Raw genomic sequence first — 21,502 nt, 5'->3', positions numbered from 1 at the left:
TAATTGGAAATCCTTTCCAACTCACATTAAGCAGTTTTCGCTAGCGCTTCGTCTGATGCTTCTTCCAACCAAGGTGCTTTCATCTTGTTCCAGCAAGGGTTGTTGATAGTCAAATCCATATCGCGGGCGAAAATAGCGAAGCCATCCACACCGTGGTAAGGACCTGAGTAATCCCAGCTGTGCATTTGACGGAATGGGAAGCCCATTTTCTGGAATACGTATTTCTCTTTAACACCAGAACCAACAAGGTCTGGTTTCAGCGCTTTAACGTATTCTTCCAGTTCGTATGCACTTGCATCATCGAATAGAAGCGTTGAATCTTTCACTTCGGGAGTGGTTTTCACGTAGTCATCGTTGTGAGCGAACTCATAACCTGCACCCGTGATTTCCATGCCTAAATCTTCATACGCACCGATGATGTGACGAGGACGCAGACCACCGACATAAAGCATCACTGACTTACCTTCAAGACGAGGACGATACTTGTCGATAACCGCTTGCCATTGTTCACGGTAACGTGCGATCACTTCTTCAGTTTGCTTCTGGATCTTCTCATCAAAGAATCCTGCAATCTTACGCATTGACTCTTCGATCTTCGTTGGACCAAATAGGTTGTATTCGATCCATGGGATACCCTGTTTCTCTTCCATGTAACGAACGATGTAGTTCATAGAGCGGTAACAGTGAACCAGGTTCAAGGCCACTTTGGGGGTGTTTTTCATTTCTGGTAGCGTACCGTCACCAGACCATTGAGCCACAACACGTAGGCCCATATCTTCAAGGATGATGCGAGAAGACCAGGCGTCACCACCGATGTTGTAGTCACCAATGATGGCCACGTCATAAGGGGTTGATTCGATCTTCGCTTCACCTTCAGAAGCATCCAGTACATAGTCACGAATGGTATCGTTAGCGATATGGTGACCCAGAGACTGAGAAACACCACGGAAACCTTCACAACGTACAGGGACGATGGTTTTACCGATTTCTGCGCCTTTTACTTTTGCTACCGCTTCGATGTCATCACCGATAAGACCAACCGGACACTCTGACTGAACAGAGATACCTTTTGATAGCGGGAACAGTTGCTCAAGTTCATCAATCGCAGCTGAAAGTTTTTTGTCACCGCCAAAAACGATGTCACGCTCCTGGAAGTCGGTAGTGATGTTCAAAGTACCAAATGAATCGACACCTGTTGTACCTGAATAGTAGTTACGACGACCAGCGCGCGAGTACTGACCACAACCAACAGGACCATGCGAGATATGAATCATATCTTTTACCGGTCCCCAAACTACCCCTTTTGAACCTGCGTAAGCACAGCCACGCACAGTCATGACACCAGGAACCGTTTTACGGTTAGAAGTGATACAAGTCCCTTCTGATTGAGAGTCAGTAACCGCTACGTGTTTCTTACGGTCTTCACGCGCTTTTTCTGGATAGACTTCCAAAACCTCGTCTATCAGCGCCTGCTTTTGTTCTTTATTCATCGACATAATCTGTCTCCAAATCCATTTAAAGCTCATTTAGGCTTAATAAGCATTCAAGCCAAATCAGTCTCTTAAGCTAGTTCAGCCGCAGTTTTACCAACGATAGACTCGTCTTCAACTTCCATGATGCCGAATTCCATTAGCAGGTCTTCGAGCTCATCCATCGTGCATGGCTCTGGGACAACGAACATTTCGTTCTCGATAACTTTCTTAGCAAGAGCGCGGTATTCGTCTGCCTGGTTACAAGTTGGGTCATACTCGATAACCGTCATACGACGGATTTCTGCACGTTGTACGATGTTGTCACGAGGGACGAAGTGGATCATTTGAGTACCGATCTTAGCGGCAAGCGCCATGATGAGTTCATCTTCACGGTCAGTGTTACGAGAGTTACAGATTAAACCTGCAAGACGAACACTACCTGTTGCAGCGTACTTACAAATACCTTTAGAAATGTTGTTTGCTGCGTACATTGCCATCATTTCACCAGAAACAACGATGTAGATTTCTTGTGCTTTGTTTTCACGAATTGGCATCGCGAAACCACCACACACAACGTCACCAAGAACATCGTAGAATACGAAATCTAGATCTTCATCGTACGCGCCTTCTTCTTCCAGGAAGTTGATCGCTGTGATTACACCACGACCGGCACAACCAACGCCTGGCTCAGGACCGCCTGACTCAACACATTTAACGTCACCGTAACCAGTGAGTAGTACATCTTCTAGTTCGATGTCTTCAACAGTACCGGCTTCCGCTGCCATTTCCATGATGGTGTTTTGCATCTTAGTGTGTAGAATTAGACGGGTTGAATCCGCTTTCGGGTCACAACCGATGATCATTACTTTTTGACCTGCTTCAGCTAGGGCTGCCACCAAGTTTTGAGTTGTAGTGGACTTGCCGATGCCGCCTTTTCCGTAAATTGCACATTGACGAATTGCCATGGTCTATCTCCTTGTTTAATTTTAGACTCATGACAGATATTGCGAAATGCATACCAATTACTAAATCCATTAAATTTCAACAGGTTAATATAATTCGCCTTTGTATTGCTGAAAACAAACAACTGACATTGTTTGTTTTAGTACAAGATTTGTTTGTCGTGATTGGATGGCTTGGTACAGGTTGGCATAAGAATGAGTAAAGGGTAACGAAAAGACGGATGTTACCCTTGGAATGACTGTTGGGGCGGGGTTTGGCTAGTTCCCCATTAAAGCATGCAGAGAACAATCATCGTCGACACTCTGGTTGAACAACTCACTCAATGCCTGTACTTCACCTAAACTTGGCTCACCTTTCGTCAGCTTATATAAAGAGGAGACTTTCTTCTCTATCACAGTGATCACCCCTTTTATTGAATGGTCATCTCTGGATATCTGCTTATCTACCGGTCGGTTATGTGTTAACAGCGACTCTATTTTGCCCTGAAGATCCGTCATCTCCATTGGTGTACGGATTCGATACAGATATCCACCCTCCACTTTTTGTCTGGCGACATACCCGATACTATCGAAAGTAATAGCCTCTCTCACCAGCAAAGTGGCGCTGGTTTGGAAATCATATGTCTTGATATCAACGGGAGTATATTTGAATTCTGGTTGGCCTGATAAATTATCCGTTCGTGCATCAACCAAAACACAAGGCTTACTTAACGGACCTGTAATTTCATTCCAGTGAATTGGCACAAAGAGTTCACCTGGCTTCATCGAGTCGCTAATCATTGCTTTAACCACACACTCACCGTGTGAATTGAATACAGTGACCATCTCACCCTCACAAATGTCATATTGCATCGCCGTTTTGGGATGCATCAATACGTACGGCTCACTGGCATGCTCTGCCAAACGAGTCGATAACCCGGTTCGCGTCATGGTATGCCAATGATCACGACTTCTGCCGGTGTTCAGTACTAACGGGAAAACTTTGCTTGTCGTTGCTTGCGGTGGCAGATGTTTCACCGCAATAAAGTTGGCGCGGTGGTTCTCTGTAAAGTAACGACGATCGGTAAACATTCTCTGATGGACAACCTCCTGTTGTTTCTGCACAACAGGCCACTGCTGGGGAGACAGCGAGTTATATTCAGAATCTGTTATTGCAGTAAGGCCAGCCAAATTCAGGTCTCTTTTTGTTCCCTTTTCAGCTTCGTGGCTTAGGTTACCTACGGTTGTCAGCTGGGCATACTCTCTGAATATTTCTCCTTCATGTAAGTAGTCAAACGCATCTTTAAAGCCTATTCGTTGTGCAACTTGAGAAATAATCCACCAATCCGGCTTAGCCAGGCCCGGACTGGCCAGAAGTCGACGTTGACGAGAGATACGACGTTCAGAGTTGGTCACTGTGCCCGATTTTTCGCTCCAGCCTTGCGCCGGTAATAGAATGTCAGCGTAAGCGGTTGTAGCAGTCTGCTCAATACAGTCGGAAACCACCACTAAAGGACAGTTTTCCAAGGCTTGCTTAATCTTATCGCTGTCAGGCAGACTGACTACCGGATTTGTCGCCATGATCCAAACGGCTTTAATCTCACCACGATGAATGGCATCAAACATATCAATGGCTTTTAATCCTGGCTTCTTCGCTAATCTATCGGTTTGCCAGAAGGCTTCTAGGTTCTCAATATCATCAGGGCGATCAAATTCCATGTGTGCGGTCAGCGTGTTTGCCAGAGCACCGACTTCCCGGCCTCCCATCGCATTCGGCTGTCCTGTAACAGAAAATGGGCCAGCCCCTTCTTTACCAATCTTGCCTGTCGCTAAGTGACAATTAATAATGCTGTTTACTTTGTCGGAACCCTGTGAGGACTGGTTCACTCCTTGGGAATAGATTGTGATGACTTTTTCGGTTTGAGCGAAGTATTCATAAAATTGCTCAAGTGACTCCCTATCAATCCCGGTTGTCTCACTCACATCTGCATCATTTAACGCTGACTGGTAGGCATCACTGAAACCATTTGTCGATGAACCAATAAACGAATGATCCATCATATTATGTTCACCGAGATGCACCAATAAACCATTAAATAGTGAGACATCCGAACCCGGATTAATCGCCAAATGGAGGTCTGCAATTTCACAGGACTCATTTCGACGTGGATCGATAACGATGACTTTAAGATTAGCGTTTTTTTGCTTAGCGGCTCTTAAGCGCTGAAATAGTACCGGATGACACCAGGCCAAATTAGAACCGACCAATATCACTAAGTCCGTTTTCTCAAGATCCTCATAACAGACTGGGACCGTATCCATGCCGAAAGCACGTTTGTGCCCGACGACTGAGGAAGCCATGCATAAGCGCGAGTTGCTGTCTATATTCGCGGTTCCAAGAAAGCCTTTGATCAGTTTGTTCGCCACGTAGTAGTCTTCTGTCAGGAGTTGGCCCGAGACATAAAATGCGACAGAATCCGGGCCATATTTTTCGACCGTTTCCGCGAAACCTTTGGCTACGCGAGACAGCGCCTCATTCCAGTCACTGTCACACAATTTACCAGCTTCCGATCTAAGTTTTGGAGTCAGTAAGCGGCCGTCATGTATCACGGTGTCTCCTAAAGCAATACCTTTAGTACATAACTTACCGAAATTTGAGGGGTGCTCTTTGTCGCCACGAACTTCTAATAGTCCATTCGACATTGGCCTAGCTTCAATTCCACACCCTACGCCACAATAAGCACACGTTGATTTGATCCATCCTTCGCTCATACCCACCAGTCTCCAAATTTATTTTTAAGAACTAAGCAGCAAAATTCATTCCAATCACTATTATTTTGTTGTTTTACATTTTTTATTGTTTAATTTCATTAATTTAATTAACAGCCTACCCCTAAAGAGGTAGATCAAGGTACCCCCGAAAACTACCACCTTTTGTGTATATTTACCTATTTTGATGCAAGGTTAACCATAAAACACCTTCACCTACCACTTTTGGTATCAGTCCCTATTTCTTACACCTTCCACACAACATGAATGTAAATCATTTTAACTTATTGATTTTAAAGAGTTATATTTATTTTTGATAGAAATAAATCATGATGGCACCCATATTGCTTTGTGAGATACAACTAGCAAAATCACATTCGAGGCAATGATGATGAATACAGAACATTCAGTTATTGGAAACGTATCACTGGTAGGGGCTGGTCCTGGCGATCCAGACCTACTTACCGTTAAAGCAATTAAAGCCATTGAGCGTGCCGATGTCATCGTATACGACAACTTAGTCAGTGAAGATGTGCGTGCTTTGTTTCCTGCTCATTGCAAGCTCGTCTATGTCGGCAAAGCAAAAGGTTGCCATAGCTATAAACAAGAAGAGATAAACCAACTGATTGCGAATTTTGCTTTGGATGCAAAGAACGTATGTCGTGTTAAAGGTGGCGACTCATTCGTTTTCGGACGTGGCGGAGAAGAAATGCTCTTCCTTGCTAAGTTAGGTATCAGCGTCAATGTTGTTCCTGGTATTACAGCGGCATCCGGATGCACCACCTACTCCAATATTCCGTTGACTCATCGTGGCTTAGCTCAGGGGTGCACCTTTATCACCGCACATGCTGATAAAAACCTTGAGATCAACTGGAATGCATTGGCCCAGCTCAACCAAACTCTGGTCATTTATATGGGTTTGACCAAAGCGCCACTCATACAAGAACAACTAATCAGTTCAGGTATGTACACAAACAAACCCGTAGCAATTATTGAAAACGGTTGTACGCCACAGCAAAGAACAATAGTTGGTCAGCTATCGGAGCTCTCCGAATTGACATTACGTCACTCAATCAAATCTCCAGCATTAATCGTCATCGGTGACGTTGTTGCTGTGGCTAACCAAATGGACTGGTTACAACAGCTTAAGAACAAAAATACGCAAACACTTTCCGAGTCAGGTTTACTCAAAAGCGCCTGATTACACGGCCATGGAAAGTCAGAATTCAGGATTACTAAGGGAAATTAGATTATGAGCAAGCAAAAAATCATTGTGGTCGGTAACGGCATGGTTGGCCATAAATTTATCGATACACTCATCCAGTCAGAGCAAGACAATGTTGAAGTCGTTACGTTTTCTGAAGAGCCTCGCCTGGCTTACGACCGTGTTCAACTGACTTCTTACTTTACCGGCAACAGCGCCGAAGACCTTGCGTTAACCAGCGAAGGTTACTATCAGTCAAATGGCATAAACTATTTGCTGAATGAAAAAGTAAACAACGTCAACCCGGATACTAAAGAAGTCGTTACTTCTTCAGGTCGTATAGAAAGCTACGACAAATTGGTTCTCGCGACAGGATCATACCCGTTTGTTCCACCAATCCCTGGTAATGAAAAAGAATTCTGCCACGTTTACAGAACCATCGAAGATCTGGACGAGATAGAACAATCAAGTAAAGAAAGCAAAGTTGGCGTGGTGATTGGTGGTGGTCTTTTGGGTCTGGAAGCCGCCAATGCAATCAAAAACCTAGGGCTAGAAACTCATGTTGTCGAGTTTGCACCTCGTCTAATGGCGGTTCAGCTCGACCAGGATGGTGGTGATCTACTTCGCCGTAAGATTGAAGCACTGGGTGTTACCGTTCATACAGAAAAGGCAACTACAGAAATCATCGATGGAAATGAATGTCGCTACCGAATGAACTTCGCTGACGGCACTCATATTGATACTGACATGATCGTCTTTTCAGCAGGTATTCGCCCACAGGATGAGCTGGCGCGTAATAGCGCGATAGAGATTGGAGAGCGTGGCGGCATCGTGATCAACAATCACTGCCAAACCAACTATGAAGATATCTATGCGATTGGTGAATGTGCATTATGGGAACAACGTATCTTCGGATTAGTCGCACCAGGCTACCAAATGGCGAAAGTGGCGGCTCAACATATCCTTGGGTCAGAGCAGGCTGCACAATTCACTGGTGCCGATATGAGCACCAAACTGAAATTAATGGGTGTTGATGTTGCAAGCATTGGCGAAGTACATGGCCAAACGACTGGTGCGTTGTCTTACACCTACAAAGACGAGATTGAACAAGTTTATAAGCGCCTGATTGTCTCTGAAGACAAGAAAAAAATTGTTGGCGCAGTATTAGTGGGTGATGCCGATGCCTATGGCAACCTGCTACAGATTCGCCAAAACGACCTTCCGCTACCTGAGAACCCGTCGGTATTAATCCTGCCTAACGTGGCTGAAGATGAATCAGCTGGGCTCGGTATTGAAGCTTTGCCAGACAGCGCAGTCATCTGCTCGTGCTTCGATGTAACAAAAGGTTCAATTAAACAAGCAGTAGCTTCTGGCTGCACCACGATGGCTGCATTAAAAGAAACCACTAACGCATCAACGGGTTGTGGCGGCTGTAGTGCTCTTGCAAAACAAGTACTCGATAGTGAGTTGGAAAAACTGGGCGTCGAAGTGAACAACGATATTTGTCAGCACTTTGCCTATTCACGTCAGGAACTCAGTGATCTTATCCGTGTAAACAAAATCAGAACTTTCGATGAACTGTTAGAGAAATACGGTCAAGGGCTGGGTTGTGAAGTGTGTAAACCGACGGCTGGTTCTATCTTAGCTTCGTACTGGAATGATTACATCTTGCAGGATGAGCATATCGAGCTTCAGGATACCAACGATATCTATCTGGGTAACATGCAGAAAGATGGAACCTACTCTGTTGTACCACGCGTCGCTGGCGGCGAAATCACACCAGAAAAACTCATCGTTATTGGCGAAGTCGCGCGTGATTTCGATCTGTATACCAAGGTCACCGGAGGACAACGAATTGACCTGTTTGGCGCTCATCTCAATGATCTTCCAGCTATCTGGCAACGCCTGGTTGATGCAGGTTTTGAGACTGGTCATGCCTACGGTAAATCGGTTCGTACCGTTAAGTCATGCGTGGGTAGCACCTGGTGTCGCTACGGCGTTGGCAATAGCGTCGGTTTCGCTATCGACTTAGAAAATCGTTACAAAGGTCTTCGCTCCCCTCACAAGCTGAAGTTTGCGGTATCCGGTTGTACTCGTGAATGTGCAGAAGCTCAGTCAAAAGATATTGGCGTGATAGCAACAGACAAAGGATGGAACCTCTACGTGTGTGGTAACGGCGGTATGCGCCCGCGTCACGCTGACCTTCTCGCGACGGATTTAGATGACGAAACACTGATTAAATATGTCGACCGAGTGCTTATGTTCTACATCCGTACAGCAGACAGACTGCAACGTACTTCCGTCTGGCTCGAGAACCTGGAGGGCGGCCTGGATTACCTCAAAGAAGTGGTTATTGAGGATAAGCTCGGCCTCGCCGATGAACTAGAAAGATCGATGCAAGACAGCCTGGCAAACTACCAGTGTGAGTGGAAGACCACATTGGAATCCCCTGAAAAGCTACGTCGATTCAGCCACTTTATCAACAGCCCTGATCGTGATGAATCACTTCAGTTCGTCAAAGTAAGAGAACAGAGGTTCCCGAAAGACACAGCAGAAGAACTGGCTATCGAAGTGGTCGAAGTTAACTGATACCCATCTGAATATTAAATTTTTAGGAGAATCGATATGAGTAACTGGATATCAATCTGTGAATCATCGGCAATCGCACCTAATACGGGTGTCTGCGCAAAAGTGGATGAGAAACAAATCGCGGTGTTTTTCAGCCAGCGTACCAACTCTTTGCACGCCGTTTCTAACTACGACCCGATTGGTAAGGCCAATATTTTATCGAGAGGCATTGTTGGCTGTATAGATGACACATTGTGTGTGTCATCACCGTTATACAAACAACATTTCTGTCTGGAAACGGGTCAATGCATTGAAAATCCGGAGTACAGCCTGCCGATTTACCAAGTAAGAAATAACAACGGCATCATTGAGATAAGAGAATAACGAGCAGTATCAGTAAAAGCACCACGTCATTGCCTTTATTGGGCAATGGCGCTGAGAAAACTTTTAAAAGGAATAATGAACATGGAAAGCTCTAAATTTACACTCTTTTCCTTCACTGGAAAAATGAAGATCCTCCACTTAAGCTGGATGGCATTTTTTATTACTTTCGTTGTCTGGTTCAACTTTGCACCATTACTACAAATGGTCAAAGAAACACTTGGCCTATCGACTCAGGAAATCAAAACCCTTTTGATTTTAAACGTTGCGCTGACCATACCCGCTCGTGTACTCATCGGGATGTTTACCGACCGCTTTGGACCTCGCATTGTCTATTCAGCATTGCTGGCCGTCTGCTCCATTCCATGTTTTATGTTCGCCTTTGCAGACTCCTTTATTCAGGCAGCGATAGCTCGTTTCCTACTTGGCTTTATTGGTGCAGGCTTTGTTATCGGCATTCGTCTGGTATCTGAATGGTTCCCACACAACCAACTTGGTACCGCAGAAGGCATTTACGGTGGCTGGGGTAACTTCGGTTCTGCCGCAGCAGCATTCACCCTACCAACGCTAGCATTAGTCTTTGGCGGTGACGACGGATGGCGCTATGCTACCGCTCTAACGGGTGTGATGAGCCTTCTTTTCTCGGTAATTTTTTACAAAAACGTATCGGATACACCAAAGGGAGCGACCTACTTCCGACCAAAACACTTGTCAGCAATGGAAGTGACATCGAAAGGTGATTTCTTTTTCCTATTGGCGATGAAAGTTCCTATGTACGCAGTACTTGCACTGCTTGCGTGGAAACTATCACCTAGCAACATCAACATGCTCGACCAATGGATGGTAAACGCTATCTACGCTGGACTCGTGGTGCTTTACATTATCGACGCAAATCAGGTTTGGAAAGTCAACAAAACGATTTTCACAAAGCCAGTGGAGCCTATTCATCAGTATAAATTCAAACAAGTTGCCGTTCTGAACGTACTTTACTTTGCAACATTTGGCTCTGAACTCGCCGTCATTTCAATGTTACCACTGTTCTTTTCAGAAACATTTGAATTGTCACCTGTTGTCGCGGGTATGGTGGCTTCAGCTTATGCCTTCATGAACCTGATGTCTCGTCCTGGCGGTGGTTTAATTTCCGATAAGTTTGGTCGCAAGCTCACTCTACTTATCCTAACGGCGGGTCTTGCTGTGGGTTACTTCCTGATGGGACAAGTAAACGAAAGCTGGCCTGTATGGGTAGCGGTAGCCGCTGCAATGGCGTGTTCATTCTTTGTTCAAGCTGGTGAAGGGGCGGTATTTGCGACTGTTCCTCTTATCAAGCGTCGCATGACTGGACAGATTGCGGGCATGACAGGTGCTTACGGTAACGTTGGTGCGGTGACTTACCTAACCATTTTATCTTTCGTCTCTTACCAAACGTTCTTTTACGTAATCGCCGCTACAGCAGTCGTTGGCTTCGTCGCTCTGATGTTTATGGAAGAACCATCAGGTAAAATTGCAGAAGTTAACGAAGATGGCAGTGTGACACTTATCGACGTATCTAGCTAAAGTTTATATAGAGAAGGTTTATATCAATAAGTTTGAGTTAAATAAGGTTTATCGGGAGATATTGAGCTTTACTAACTTATATGCACTAGGTCGGTACCGTTTCAATATCGTTCAAAAGCTCGACCATAGATGGTTGGGCTTTTGTTCTTACTGCTTTTTTAAAATGGGAAATGCGGCAAGGAAGACTCAATGTCAGTTCAAGAGAAGTCAGCTCAAGAAAAACAACATATCGAATTTTCTGGGTGCTCTTTAACCGGGAAAAGAGCAGAAAACCAAGACGCCTTTATCGTCAAGTACCCCACCACTCGCGATGAATTAGCTTACAAAGGGGTTGTGGCTTGTATCGCTGATGGTGTGAGCTGCAGTAACCAGGCTCAACAAGCAAGCCAGACTGCGACCACCCAATTTGTTACTGACTACTATGCCACCCCGTCAAGTTGGAGCATTAAGCGCTCCGTGAGTGAATTACTCACCAGTTTAAACAGCTGGCTTTATAATCAGGGCAAAGATCATCTTTACCATAACGGGATGGTGACGACTTTCAGCACCATTGTGATTAAATCCAATACCTGTCATATCTTTCACGTTGGTGATAGCCGAGTTTACCTCTATCGAGATAACAACCTCACCCTGCTAACCCGCGATCATCAGCGCACTAATTTTGGCCACCAGAGTTATCTGACTCGAGCTCTTGGCATGGATGAAAGAGTTGACATCGATTTCCAGACATTACCACTTGAAGAAAACGATAAATTAATTTTAACCACGGACGGCGTACATGAGACCTTAACGCATGAAGAAATCAAACGCCGAGTTAGCAGCATTGCGCCTTGTGACGAGCTGGCGCAAGACCTATGCGACACAGCATTATTGAAAGGAAGCACTGACAACACAAGCTGTATCGTATTGAAGGTGGTTGAATTGCCAAGCTTTAACTTGATTGAGCATCAGGCAGCCTTACTCGCCAAAAACATCCCACCAGCGCTAGAGAAAGGTCAGAACCTCGAGCATTTCGAAATACTAAAAACGCTTTACGAAGGGTCACGCAGTCACGTATATCTCGCACTGGATAAACAAAAAGGCGGCAATGTCATCATTAAAGCACCATCACTGAATTACAGTGATGACCCGGAGACGCTCAAACGGTTTGCTAATGAATATTGGATAGCGACCCAATTAGATAGCCCGCGCGTAATGAAAATGTTTCCAAGACCACGGCACTCAAAATTTCTCTATCAGGTCTGCGAATACATAGAAGGCTCAACTCTGCGTCAATGGATGCATGATCACCCTAACCCACCACTTGAGACCGTTCGTGAAATACTGGATGGCATCGTAAAAGCAGTACGGGTTTTCCAGCGCGCAGATATGGTTCACCGTGATCTTAAGCCCGAAAACATTATGATCACGAGAAACCAGGAAGTGAAAATCATCGACTTTGGTGCCGTTGAAGTGAAAGGCCTAAATGAAATGCAAACCGAAGAAACCGCAACTTTCCCCCTTGGTTCCGTTAATTATACGGCACCTGAGTACATTAATACCGGGGAAGCGAGCACACTCTCTGATCTGTTTTCTATCGGGATTATCGGTTACGAAATGCTCACCGGGCACCTGCCGTACAAAGAGCATTCTCAGCAAACGTTGCAGCAAGCCAGGCACGTCAATTGGCAATATCACACAATTAAACAATATCGCGAAGATATCCCTCTTTGGGTTGACCTGGTATTTAAAAAGGCAACATCAGAATTCCCCAATAACCGTTATCAGGCACTCGGAGACTTCGTCGCAGACCTGTTCACTCCGAATACCCAGTTATTAAACGATGTAAGCAACAAACCGCTACTGAAACGCAACCCTGTTTTATTTTGGAAGTCCTTTGCTTTGCTCGCGTGTTCTCTCGCGGTGATTGAAGGGCTTTTGTTACTGAGTTTTATACCTAATTAAGCACCAGAGATAAGGGAGTTTTATCCAGCGCGAAAATAATTGTAGATTTAGTGGCTCGAAATCATGATGATAAAGTAATAAGAAACGTTAAAGGAGTTAACGGTGAGCTCAGAAGAAGCAACAATAATGTTGGTCGACGACCACCCGCTATTTCGCAGTGGGTTACGACAACTGATTACCTTAGAGGAAGGCTTGCAAGTGATTTGCGAGTATAACAACGGTACGGATGCCGTTGAAGGTGCGGTTCAACATGACCCAGACCTAATCATTCTTGATCTAAACATGCAAGGAATAGACGGATTAGAAACCGTCCGTCAAATGAGGGAAAAAGGCGTCACTTCCCGAGTTGTGATGCTAACCGTATCTGACAACGAAGATGATGTGCTCAACGCCATATCAAGTGGTGCTGATGGTTACCTGTTGAAAGATATGGAGCCGGAAGACATCGTATCTAATATAAAACAAGCGGTATTGGGACAGCTCGCCTTGTCTGATCGACTGACCAAAGTGCTTCTTCAATCGAGCAGTAAGCCGAAAAAACACGCGCAAGAAAGCCCACTAAAAACCCTCACCAATCGAGAACTTGAAATATTATCGCTGATATCCAAAGGCATGAGTAATAAACTCATCGCTCATGAGCTTAAAATCACAGACTCGACGGTAAAAGTCCATGTTAAAAATCTTCTAAAGAAATTGGATGTTAGCTCGCGCTTAGAAGCCGCCGTCTGGATGATCGACAATCAATAGTCAAACACGACATTAACGGGTTGCATACTATTAACGTGAATACGCTTTTCTGTATTGAACCGGTGACATGTCGTGGTTCTTACGCATAAATTTTGTAAAGTTAGACTGTGATGAAAAACCGCATAACTCGCTAATTTCACTGACCGATTTATTCGTGCTTCCTAACAACCGGCAAGCCTTCTCCATTTTAATGTCTTTTGTTAATTCACTGAAGGAGGTTTTCTCTGCATTTAATTTTCTGTTTAACGTCCATCGGCTTACGCCTACCTGGTGACAAATCTCTTCCAGAAGTGATACATCGTTAATAAAGTACTTATCTTCTAATAAATTTTTAATCATTCCCTTAACCACAGATGAAAAAGTATGAGTTGCTTGAATCGTCTGACGAAGGCACTCTACATTATTTTTTTGTAATCCGTATAAAAACTCATTGAACGTATTATTTTGTTCGAACAAAGAAGACGATTTTATAATCATTTGATTTTTGTTTTGATCAAACAGGCACTTTGATTCAAATTGATCATTGGTGAAATTTTTACCCAATCTTATTGAACTGTCGAACATAAGCTGGCAATCAAGGACATCGGTGTATTTACTCAGAATGTCACGAATCAACAGAAAGTGCCCCACAGACCCGTTCATTGGTGCAGTAGGATCGGTATTACTGTACTCAACACAGATTGAGTCACCGACAACATCCATATGGCAATGGTCGCTATCACCAATAATAAATCTGTATTTTAAAAAGCTATCGATGGCATTAACTGCATTTGATTCGTTCAGACACAAATTAAACAATTGAGGAAAAACATCATACAACCCAGAAACAGACGAGTACTCTTTATAAATGTATTGGTTATATTCAGAGGTTTTAATAATAAAAGCTTTACTCTGCTGATAAGGAATTCTTCCATTAGGATTGGTTAAATTTAATTTATTAATATTACACTCGGAAGTAATAGAATCCACGTCTACACCAATAGAAGACAACAAGTCCACCTTGCGATTAATTAATAGACTAGAAACAGAATATCCCATAATAGAACCACCCAATTATTTTCACTCTGTAAAATAATTACTTATTATAGGGCCTTTGTATCTATCAAACGTCACAAATTGATAAAAATAATGATAGTGACCGTACTGTTTTAGATAGATTTGTGATCCCGAATCCACGTCTGTAAGCAAACAACACGCCTTTGGCGCATTTTATGTGCCACAGAACAAAAAGAGGTGAACCGAAGTTCACCTCTTGAGTTACTGAATTAATGATTAGTTAACGTTTACTGCTTTTTTAACAATCTCTGCTCTAGCACTGGACCGTATTCTGGTTGCAGTTCAATAGTACCTGGAGTGGTATCACTGACGACAATTTCATTGTCAATCGAGAAAGTAACAGTCTGGCTACCAGCAAGGCTTGAAGAATTACCAACATAAGCGGTATAAGTACCAGGCTCGATAATCCATTGGTCACTCGCTTCGTTAAAGCTTGCTAACGTTTCTGCGGAGATATCGAATGTAAGCGTTTGTTCGCCACCAACAGCAATTTCATCGGTTTTATCAAATGCTTTCAATTCAATTTCAGGCTTAGCCAATTTAACATCTGGAGCCGATACGTAAACCTGAGCGACTTCTTTACCTGCGTAACCACCAGCGTTACGAACTGTCGCGGTAATAGATACGCTGCCTTCAGCGCCCTCAGAGTTAAGCGTATTGGAAACGACTGCTGCGTTAGCAAAATCAAATGTGGTGTACGACAAACCAAAACCAAATGGGTACGCAACGTCTACATCGAAAGTAGAGTGGTAGCGGTAGCCGACATAGATATCATCGCTGTAGTACTGGTTAAAGTCACGCTCATCACAATCAGCATCAGCAAGCACAAAACATGTATCGTAATTCAACTCAGGAGCATCATGAGGCCCGGCGTTAACTTTTTGGCCATCTTCAAACTTACCTGGGAATGAACCACCATCTTCAGAGTAACTTGAAACCGTATCCAGACCCATTGGGAAAGTTTGCGCCAACTTACCACTTGGGTTTACTTCACCCGAGATGATGTTCGCGACTGCCGTACCAGCTGTCTGACCTGGTAAGTAAGTTACTAAGATACCGTCAACTTCATCACGCCATTCTGCCGTATCAATTGAGTTACCTACGTTTAGGATTACGACAACTTTCTTGTCCACAGCGTGGAAGGCCTCAGAAACTCGAGTAATCAGTGAACGTTCAACCGCATTTAGGTAGTAACCTTCATTCATCGGGTGAGTCAGTTCTTCCGTACGTTCTGGGTTATCGGTACCTTCCGCAGTAGTACGAGTAATGGTAATGACTGCAACGTCGCTACTGTCAGCAGCTGCTGTAATTGAGCCAGTGTCAATGTTCAACTCTCGACACACAGCAAAAGTACCTGCTGGGTTTGTTTCACCAGCTTGTGCACCACCTTCACAGTATTTGTCTGCGTTAAAGTCTTCGTCATGTACCTCCATTGAACCTTCTAAAGAGGTAGAGTTGTACACGTTCATGTATAGATCTTCTAGATCAGAGTTGAGCGTATATTTCTCACTTAGACCTTCATTAAAGCTAACAATATGCTCTGAGTTAACCGAACCACTACCGCCACCAACAGGAAGTGTAGCGTACTGACCAATACCAAATGTCGCGATGTTAGAAGTTGTTGCCACTGGTAATGCAGCATTATTTTTCAGCATTACAATGCCTTCTTCAGCCGCCTGCAGAGCCACTTCCGCATGCGCTGCCAAATCTGGCGTTCTGGTAAACGGAGTACCTAGAGCACTTGGTGTTTTCAGTGACTGTTTTAGTATTCTAACGATATTTTTGTCGAGTACTTCGTCAGTCAACTCGCCACGCTCATAAGCATCGACAAGGTAAGGAGACCAATCATCACTACCACCGAAACGCCATACACCGCCCGGCTCGATGACATCAGTACCCGCTTTCAACATCTCAACAGGATCCCAACCAGCCCACCAGTCACTCATCGCTAGACCTTCAAAGCCCCACTCATCTCGAGCAATGGTGTTCATTAGGTCAGCGCGCTCACCAACGTTCTCGCCGTTAACTGAGTTGTACGATGACATAATCGCCCATGGCTGTGCGTGCTGAATGGTATATTTGAAACCACGTAAATAAATTTCGCGCATCGCTCGAGGGGTAATGACAGTGTTTGAAGTACGACGCAACGTCTCAGAGTTATTTGCCACGTAGTGTTTGATTGTGGTACCAATGCCATGCTCTTGTGCGCCATTAACAATCGCAGCACCCATGACACCACTAATTAAAGGATCTTCTGAGAAGTATTCAAAGTTACGACCCGCTAGCGGGTGGCGTTGAATGTTCATACCAGGCGCAAGCCAGATATCAACACCGTATTCTTTACCTTCTTCACCAGCAGCATCACCCACTCTTTGAACTAAGTCAGCGTTCCAGGTTGAAGCAAGTACCGTCGCTGATGGAAAGTTGGTTGCATAATAAGTATTTGGATCACCGTCAACGGTAGCTGAAATACGAATACCTGCCGGACCATCCATTAACTTAATAGCAGGAACATCTAGGCCCGTTTCCTCATTTTTAACACCGTTAATATATCCAACAGTGCCTGCAACTGCTTTTTCTGGGTCTAGGTTTACTGGTTCTGAGAAAAAGCCAGGGCCGATAACCATTTTTAGTTTTTCGTCTGACGTCATCTTAGAGACTATCTCTTGAGCCTGAGCTTCAAGACGCTCGTTATCAGTTATCGTATCTGTATCACTATCATTACAGCCCGCAAGCAGTGCGGTCGCGACCATCACCGACACAACGCTTAATTTGGTCTTTAACATCCCTTTTACTCCTTTGTATTCACGTCATACCCAAGCAACTTCAAGATGCATAATTCGGAGCGTTATCACGTGCACCAATTGGGGGGAAATGATGCAGAGATAGAGACAATTTAGTCAAAGTCGTTCACTCATAACCAAGCATCTTGTCGCTGCGTTGGGTTTACGCAAATACTATTGAGTTTTTGGCCGACATACTTTGACATTCGGTGCGCAGTTTTTGCCTTTCGGAGTAAGTGTAAAAAGTGTGAGCGCGGTTTTATTCTGCTAACTTGGGGAGGATATTGGTAACCACTTCTGTTTTTACTGAATTTGCTATAAAGCAATTTTGGTGCGCCATGTGATGCATTTTTTCTAACTGTGCCAACGTAGGCTGTTTATCACCGGAAAATACGATTTTTGGGTTCAGCATCACGCGGGAAACCCACTCTTTCCCATCGTCCCCTTTTGTGAGCTCACCTTCGGCCGCGTCTATATAAGAGTCAACGACATAACGTCGCTTAGCAGCGATCGACAAAAACACCAACATATGACAGCTCGAGAGTGCCGCAACAAACGCTTCTTCCGGATCCACATTTTCTTCGACTGACAATGGAAGTGGAACCACATGAGGGGAAGGTGAAGCGGGTACTTGTAGGCCCCCATCAAACGACCAAGTGTGCGCGCGGCTGTATTGATTGTCGCTAAAAACTTCACTCGATTGACGCTGCCATTCGATTAAGGCGGTGTGCTTACTCATACTCAGATCCTATTTATTTTGGAATCACATCGTTCTCATTAATTGAAGAAAGACAAAAGTCGATGAAACCAAGTGATCTCACCATAGGCAATCAAATCATAAATGGTAAAGAATATCATACAGATAATGGCTAGCTTGGCTAAGCGGTAAACAATAAACATCACAAGTTCCTTTATTTTTTAGGCAGTTTACTATCACCTTTACATTTTAGATACTCACTTCAATCGCAGTTCTCTTTTGATATGAAAGGTGGCGAGAATCAGTTAACTATCATGATCTGGCGATAGGTACTTTGAATATCTATGTCATGTGAAACGGTATGGATAGTGAGGCAGTACTTCTAAGAAATTTAACTAACTCAATGTTAACAATTTGAACTTTCATAAAAAAAATATAGTATTAGATGCCATACAATTTCACAAAACTTATACCTATAACCATTTTTAATGCAAACGTTTCGCTTATCTAACTTAAACCTTCACTATAAGACGGCTTTATACTTCTCACTTGGTTTGCTTGGAATGGTGCTAAGTTGTCTGATTATAAGTCGCTATTTTTTTCTTTATAGTGTCGACCAATTAGAAAACATGGAAATTGACCACGCCAACCAGCAAGCACTATCCGTGGTGGATTTGATGGTTTCCCAACAAAGTGCTAACTCTTATGACTGGGCATATTGGGATGAAACTTACGACCTTTTTCTCGATAAGCCGGACATAGCGGGCTATACCGAACGCAACCTGTACTTAGAAACGCTCAACTCGTTAAATCTGGATATGATGTCGTTTGTCACGTTTGCAGGGCAACAGTTACTCTCTCTGACTCGAGAGGAGTCAGCAGATAAATCTTCTGCGCTATCAGCGAAAGTTGTGCATCACCCTTACATTCAACAGCATATCGCGGCGATGAATCACAAACCAGATGCCCATCGTACTCAACTCTCAGGGCTTGTAAAAATCGACCAAACCATCTGGGGGCTCAGTTTAACGCCAGTAAAAAACAGTTCGAGTAATCGCGCTTCCAATGGTTGGCTTTTGTGGGGAAGAAATTTATCAGCACGCTTTCCAGGTGATTTTGCATCAGTCCTATCCGCTCCAAGTTCATTAATACCTCTAGTCTCTTTGTTGCCTGAAAACACTCCCAAGCGGGATATAGACAAATCTGCAGTGACTATTACCAAATCCTCCCTGCTGAATGACTTGGGAGGCTCCCCTATAGCCTGGGTAGAAACCGAAATGAAACGCGAGTACTTCTCTAAAGGTAATGCTCTGTTTCTCTATTTATTCGCCACTGTGGGTGTTGTGGCATCGATTATCGCGGCAGTGACATTTTTCATTTTTAAGAACAAAGTGGCTATTCGATTTAATCACTTCGCTGATGACATGCACAAAATCGCGTCAGAATACAAGATTGACGGCACTCAGTCGATTACTTCAGATGAGCTAGAATTGGCCTCTAAATTAGTACAGAAGCTTTCTGACAATACTTCCACAACGCAATTGCAGTTAAAGGATTCAATGCATAACTTTAGCGCGTTATATAATAGTTCTTCGCTAGGAATGCTGTTCGTGATCGAGCGTGAAATTGTAGATGCCAACCCTCGTGCTTTGGAAATGCTCAATCATCAAAAGGCCGACCTGATTAATCGTCCGCTCAATACTCTTTGTTCACATGATGACGGTGAATCTCGACTCGAAGAGATGTTGCTTGAGTTAGCAAACGGCAAAACTTTGTTCGAAGCACAAGTACTTGATAGCCATGGCGATACCATCGATTGTCTGATCGAAGCCGCACTGATTCAACACGACGGACAGAGTGCGCTCATGTTGCTCATTCAGGATATTAGGGAAACCAAACAACAAGCGGAAATGATTCAAAGGTTGACCGACTTTGACCCAGTCTCCGGTTTTTGTAATCGTCCATCGATCATGGAAGCGCTTGATAATCTGGTAAAAACACAGCCTAACCGCTTTTCATTCATATTCCTTAAAAGTAAGCAGCTCAAGCAACTAGCAGAAGTTTACGGGCACCATGTATGCGATGAAGCCGTTCAGCACCTGTCCAAGTTGCTACGTGAAGCATTGGGGCAATACAAAATAGGTCGTATTAGTGAATATGAATTTATTATTATAATCCCTGATGAGACAAACCATCAGGATGTGATTGAATCCACCAATCACTTATTAAAGCAGCTTTCATATAAAGCTGTTTTTTCTGACATCACTGTATCTCTTAATAGTAAAGCCGTGATGATGGATCCTAAAATAACCCACCAACCTGTGGATCATCTTCTGATGGCCGCACGCCACTCAGCACAATCATTACGCGGTCAACAGATTCGTGAAGTATTCCTGACCGGAGAAGCACTATCCGAACAAGCAGAAATCTTAAAGGTCATCAATCGTGACTTGGAAGCAGCAATACAGCAGGGTGAGATCACTCCATACTACCAACCCATTGTTGATGCAAAATCAGAAGAAGTGATCGGTTTTGAAGCTCTTGCGCGCTGGCAGCATCCGGAACTCGGCACCGTATCACCGACTGCTTTTATACCCGTCGCTGAGCAAGGAAAACTGATTATTGAGCTTGGGGAGTCCATCCTTAAACAATCTTGCGCATTTCTCGGTGCACTCAATCAAGAACGTATCGCGAAAGGGTTACCGCAACTCTCGGTTCACATTAACTTGAGTGCCCGCCATTTTTACCACTCAGAATTAATTTCCTACCTCACAACCCTGATTGAAGAATATCAAATCTCAGCAGGAAACCTCGTACTTGAAATTACTGAAAGTATGTTAGTGGGAAGTGAAACGGAATCCATTAATTGTATCAACGAGATTAAGCGCCTGGGCGTTCAACTTGCATTAGATGACTTTGGTACCGGGTATTCCTCTTTCAGCAGCATCTGCAACTTCCCGCTTGATATTGTCAAATTAGATAAGTCCTATATTGATGAGATCGAACGCAATGATCGCGCGAAAACACTTGTACGTAATATTGTGAGTATGTCGCAAGAGTTAGGGTTAACAATCGTTGCGGAAGGGGTAGAAACAGCAAGCCAGGTGCGCAAACTTAAAGTGTGGAACATTAATGACTTACAAGGCTTCTATTTTTATAAGCCAATGAAAAAAGACGAAGCATTGGAGAAATTCTCCGGTAAACAACTTCATTAGATCAAATAAAGCAGGCAATCATAACTTGAACGTTTTGCCTGCTATCACGCCTACAACGCCTTTACAACCCATCCCCCCCCTCTCGCGATCTTACAATCCAAAGTAATCTAACCACGCATAGTGTGATTACTTGCGTATATACTTTAAATAAGTCCCTGTCACGGTACTAGG

General features: G+C 44.0%; 14 protein-coding genes. 7 read left to right on the top strand and 7 right to left on the bottom strand.

Annotation, left to right across the window (positions count from 1 at the left end; genetic code table 11):
* Nucleotides 1-26: 26 nt before the first annotated feature.
* The 3 genes from nifD to RXX31_RS01380 all read right to left on the bottom strand — a co-directional run bounded on the left by nifD (nt 27) and on the right by RXX31_RS01380 (nt 5,185).
* A complete protein-coding gene (gene nifD / locus RXX31_RS01390) occupies nt 27-1,496 on the bottom strand; it encodes a nitrogenase molybdenum-iron protein alpha chain (protein ID WP_317587300.1) in 1,470 nt (489 codons plus the stop codon).
* Between the two features lie 65 nt (nt 1,497-1,561).
* The gene (nifH, locus tag RXX31_RS01385; RefSeq protein WP_176292821.1) at nt 1,562-2,437 is read right to left on the bottom strand and encodes a nitrogenase iron protein; all 876 of its coding nucleotides are present in this window, start codon (nt 2,435-2,437) and stop codon (nt 1,562-1,564) included.
* A gap of 255 nt (nt 2,438-2,692) precedes the next feature.
* Nucleotides 2,693-5,185, bottom strand: a complete 2,493-nt coding sequence (locus RXX31_RS01380) for a nitrate reductase (protein ID WP_317587299.1) — start codon at nt 5,183-5,185, stop codon at nt 2,693-2,695.
* A 388-nt stretch (nt 5,186-5,573) separates the two neighbouring features.
* On the opposite strand from RXX31_RS01380, the gene cobA reads away from it, so the two are divergent.
* From cobA to narL, 6 genes are all read left to right on the top strand, one after another.
* On the top strand, nt 5,574-6,383 hold the full coding sequence (gene cobA / locus RXX31_RS01375) for a uroporphyrinogen-III C-methyltransferase (RefSeq protein ID WP_317587298.1): 810 nt from the start codon (nt 5,574-5,576) through the stop codon (nt 6,381-6,383).
* A gap of 51 nt (nt 6,384-6,434) precedes the next feature.
* Nucleotides 6,435-8,975, top strand: a complete 2,541-nt coding sequence (gene nirB / locus RXX31_RS01370; protein WP_317587297.1) for a nitrite reductase large subunit NirB — start codon at nt 6,435-6,437, stop codon at nt 8,973-8,975.
* A gap of 36 nt (nt 8,976-9,011) precedes the next feature.
* On the top strand, nt 9,012-9,338 hold the full coding sequence (gene nirD / locus RXX31_RS01365) for a nitrite reductase small subunit NirD (RefSeq protein ID WP_317587296.1): 327 nt from the start codon (nt 9,012-9,014) through the stop codon (nt 9,336-9,338).
* Nucleotides 9,339-9,419: 81 nt separating this feature from the next.
* Nucleotides 9,420-10,889, top strand: coding sequence for a NarK family nitrate/nitrite MFS transporter (locus RXX31_RS01360; RefSeq protein WP_317587295.1), 1,470 nt, complete (start codon nt 9,420-9,422; stop codon nt 10,887-10,889).
* Nucleotides 10,890-11,078: 189 nt separating this feature from the next.
* A complete protein-coding gene (locus RXX31_RS01355) occupies nt 11,079-12,833 on the top strand; it encodes a bifunctional protein-serine/threonine kinase/phosphatase (protein ID WP_317587294.1) in 1,755 nt (584 codons plus the stop codon).
* A gap of 102 nt (nt 12,834-12,935) precedes the next feature.
* On the top strand, nt 12,936-13,580 hold the full coding sequence (gene narL / locus RXX31_RS01350; protein WP_317587293.1) for a two-component system response regulator NarL: 645 nt from the start codon (nt 12,936-12,938) through the stop codon (nt 13,578-13,580).
* Nucleotides 13,581-13,610: 30 nt separating this feature from the next.
* On the opposite strand, the gene RXX31_RS01345 is transcribed toward narL, so the two are convergent.
* From RXX31_RS01345 to RXX31_RS01330, 4 genes are all read right to left on the bottom strand, one after another.
* Nucleotides 13,611-14,618 (bottom strand): AraC family transcriptional regulator, encoded by a 1,008-nt coding sequence (locus RXX31_RS01345; protein ID WP_317587292.1) that lies wholly within the window; start codon nt 14,616-14,618, stop codon nt 13,611-13,613.
* Nucleotides 14,619-14,863: 245 nt separating this feature from the next.
* Nucleotides 14,864-17,422 (bottom strand): glycoside hydrolase family 3 C-terminal domain-containing protein, encoded by a 2,559-nt coding sequence (locus tag RXX31_RS01340; protein WP_317587291.1) that lies wholly within the window; start codon nt 17,420-17,422, stop codon nt 14,864-14,866.
* A 256-nt stretch (nt 17,423-17,678) separates the two neighbouring features.
* Nucleotides 17,679-18,158, bottom strand: a complete 480-nt coding sequence (locus tag RXX31_RS01335) for an OsmC family protein (protein ID WP_317587290.1) — start codon at nt 18,156-18,158, stop codon at nt 17,679-17,681.
* Nucleotides 18,159-18,196: 38 nt separating this feature from the next.
* Nucleotides 18,197-18,319, bottom strand: a complete 123-nt coding sequence (locus RXX31_RS01330) for a hypothetical protein (RefSeq protein WP_267135883.1) — start codon at nt 18,317-18,319, stop codon at nt 18,197-18,199.
* 360 nt (nt 18,320-18,679) lie between these two features.
* Here RXX31_RS01330 and RXX31_RS01325 point away from each other — a divergent pair, with 360 nt between their 5' ends.
* Entirely contained in the window at nt 18,680-21,331 is a 2,652-nt protein-coding gene (locus tag RXX31_RS01325; RefSeq protein WP_317587289.1) for an EAL domain-containing protein, read from the top strand.
* Nucleotides 21,332-21,502 lie beyond the last annotated feature (171 nt).

This window comes from Vibrio sp. EA2 (assembly GCF_033042495.1).
Lineage (GTDB): Bacteria > Pseudomonadota > Gammaproteobacteria > Enterobacterales > Vibrionaceae > Vibrio.
Note: the sequence above shows the minus strand (reverse complement) of the source record. Positions and strands in the feature narration are given on the sequence as shown.

Coding starts and splice junctions, on each gene's coding strand:
- nifD (WP_317587300.1), bottom strand. CDS start 1,496: ATGTCGATGAATAAAGAACAAAAGCAGGCGCTGATAGACGAGGTTTTG.
- nifH (WP_176292821.1), bottom strand. CDS start 2,437: ATGGCAATTCGTCAATGTGCAATTTACGGAAAAGGCGGCATCGGCAAG.
- RXX31_RS01380 (WP_317587299.1), bottom strand. CDS start 5,185: ATGAGCGAAGGATGGATCAAATCAACGTGTGCTTATTGTGGCGTAGGG.
- cobA (WP_317587298.1), top strand. CDS start 5,574: ATGAATACAGAACATTCAGTTATTGGAAACGTATCACTGGTAGGGGCT.
- nirB (WP_317587297.1), top strand. CDS start 6,435: ATGAGCAAGCAAAAAATCATTGTGGTCGGTAACGGCATGGTTGGCCAT.
- nirD (WP_317587296.1), top strand. CDS start 9,012: ATGAGTAACTGGATATCAATCTGTGAATCATCGGCAATCGCACCTAAT.
- RXX31_RS01360 (WP_317587295.1), top strand. CDS start 9,420: ATGGAAAGCTCTAAATTTACACTCTTTTCCTTCACTGGAAAAATGAAG.
- RXX31_RS01355 (WP_317587294.1), top strand. CDS start 11,079: ATGTCAGTTCAAGAGAAGTCAGCTCAAGAAAAACAACATATCGAATTT.
- RXX31_RS01345 (WP_317587292.1), bottom strand. CDS start 14,618: ATGGGATATTCTGTTTCTAGTCTATTAATTAATCGCAAGGTGGACTTG.
- RXX31_RS01340 (WP_317587291.1), bottom strand. CDS start 17,422: ATGTTAAAGACCAAATTAAGCGTTGTGTCGGTGATGGTCGCGACCGCA.
- RXX31_RS01335 (WP_317587290.1), bottom strand. CDS start 18,158: ATGAGTAAGCACACCGCCTTAATCGAATGGCAGCGTCAATCGAGTGAA.
- RXX31_RS01330 (WP_267135883.1), bottom strand. CDS start 18,319: ATGTTTATTGTTTACCGCTTAGCCAAGCTAGCCATTATCTGTATGATA.
- RXX31_RS01325 (WP_317587289.1), top strand. CDS start 18,680: ATGGTGCTAAGTTGTCTGATTATAAGTCGCTATTTTTTTCTTTATAGT.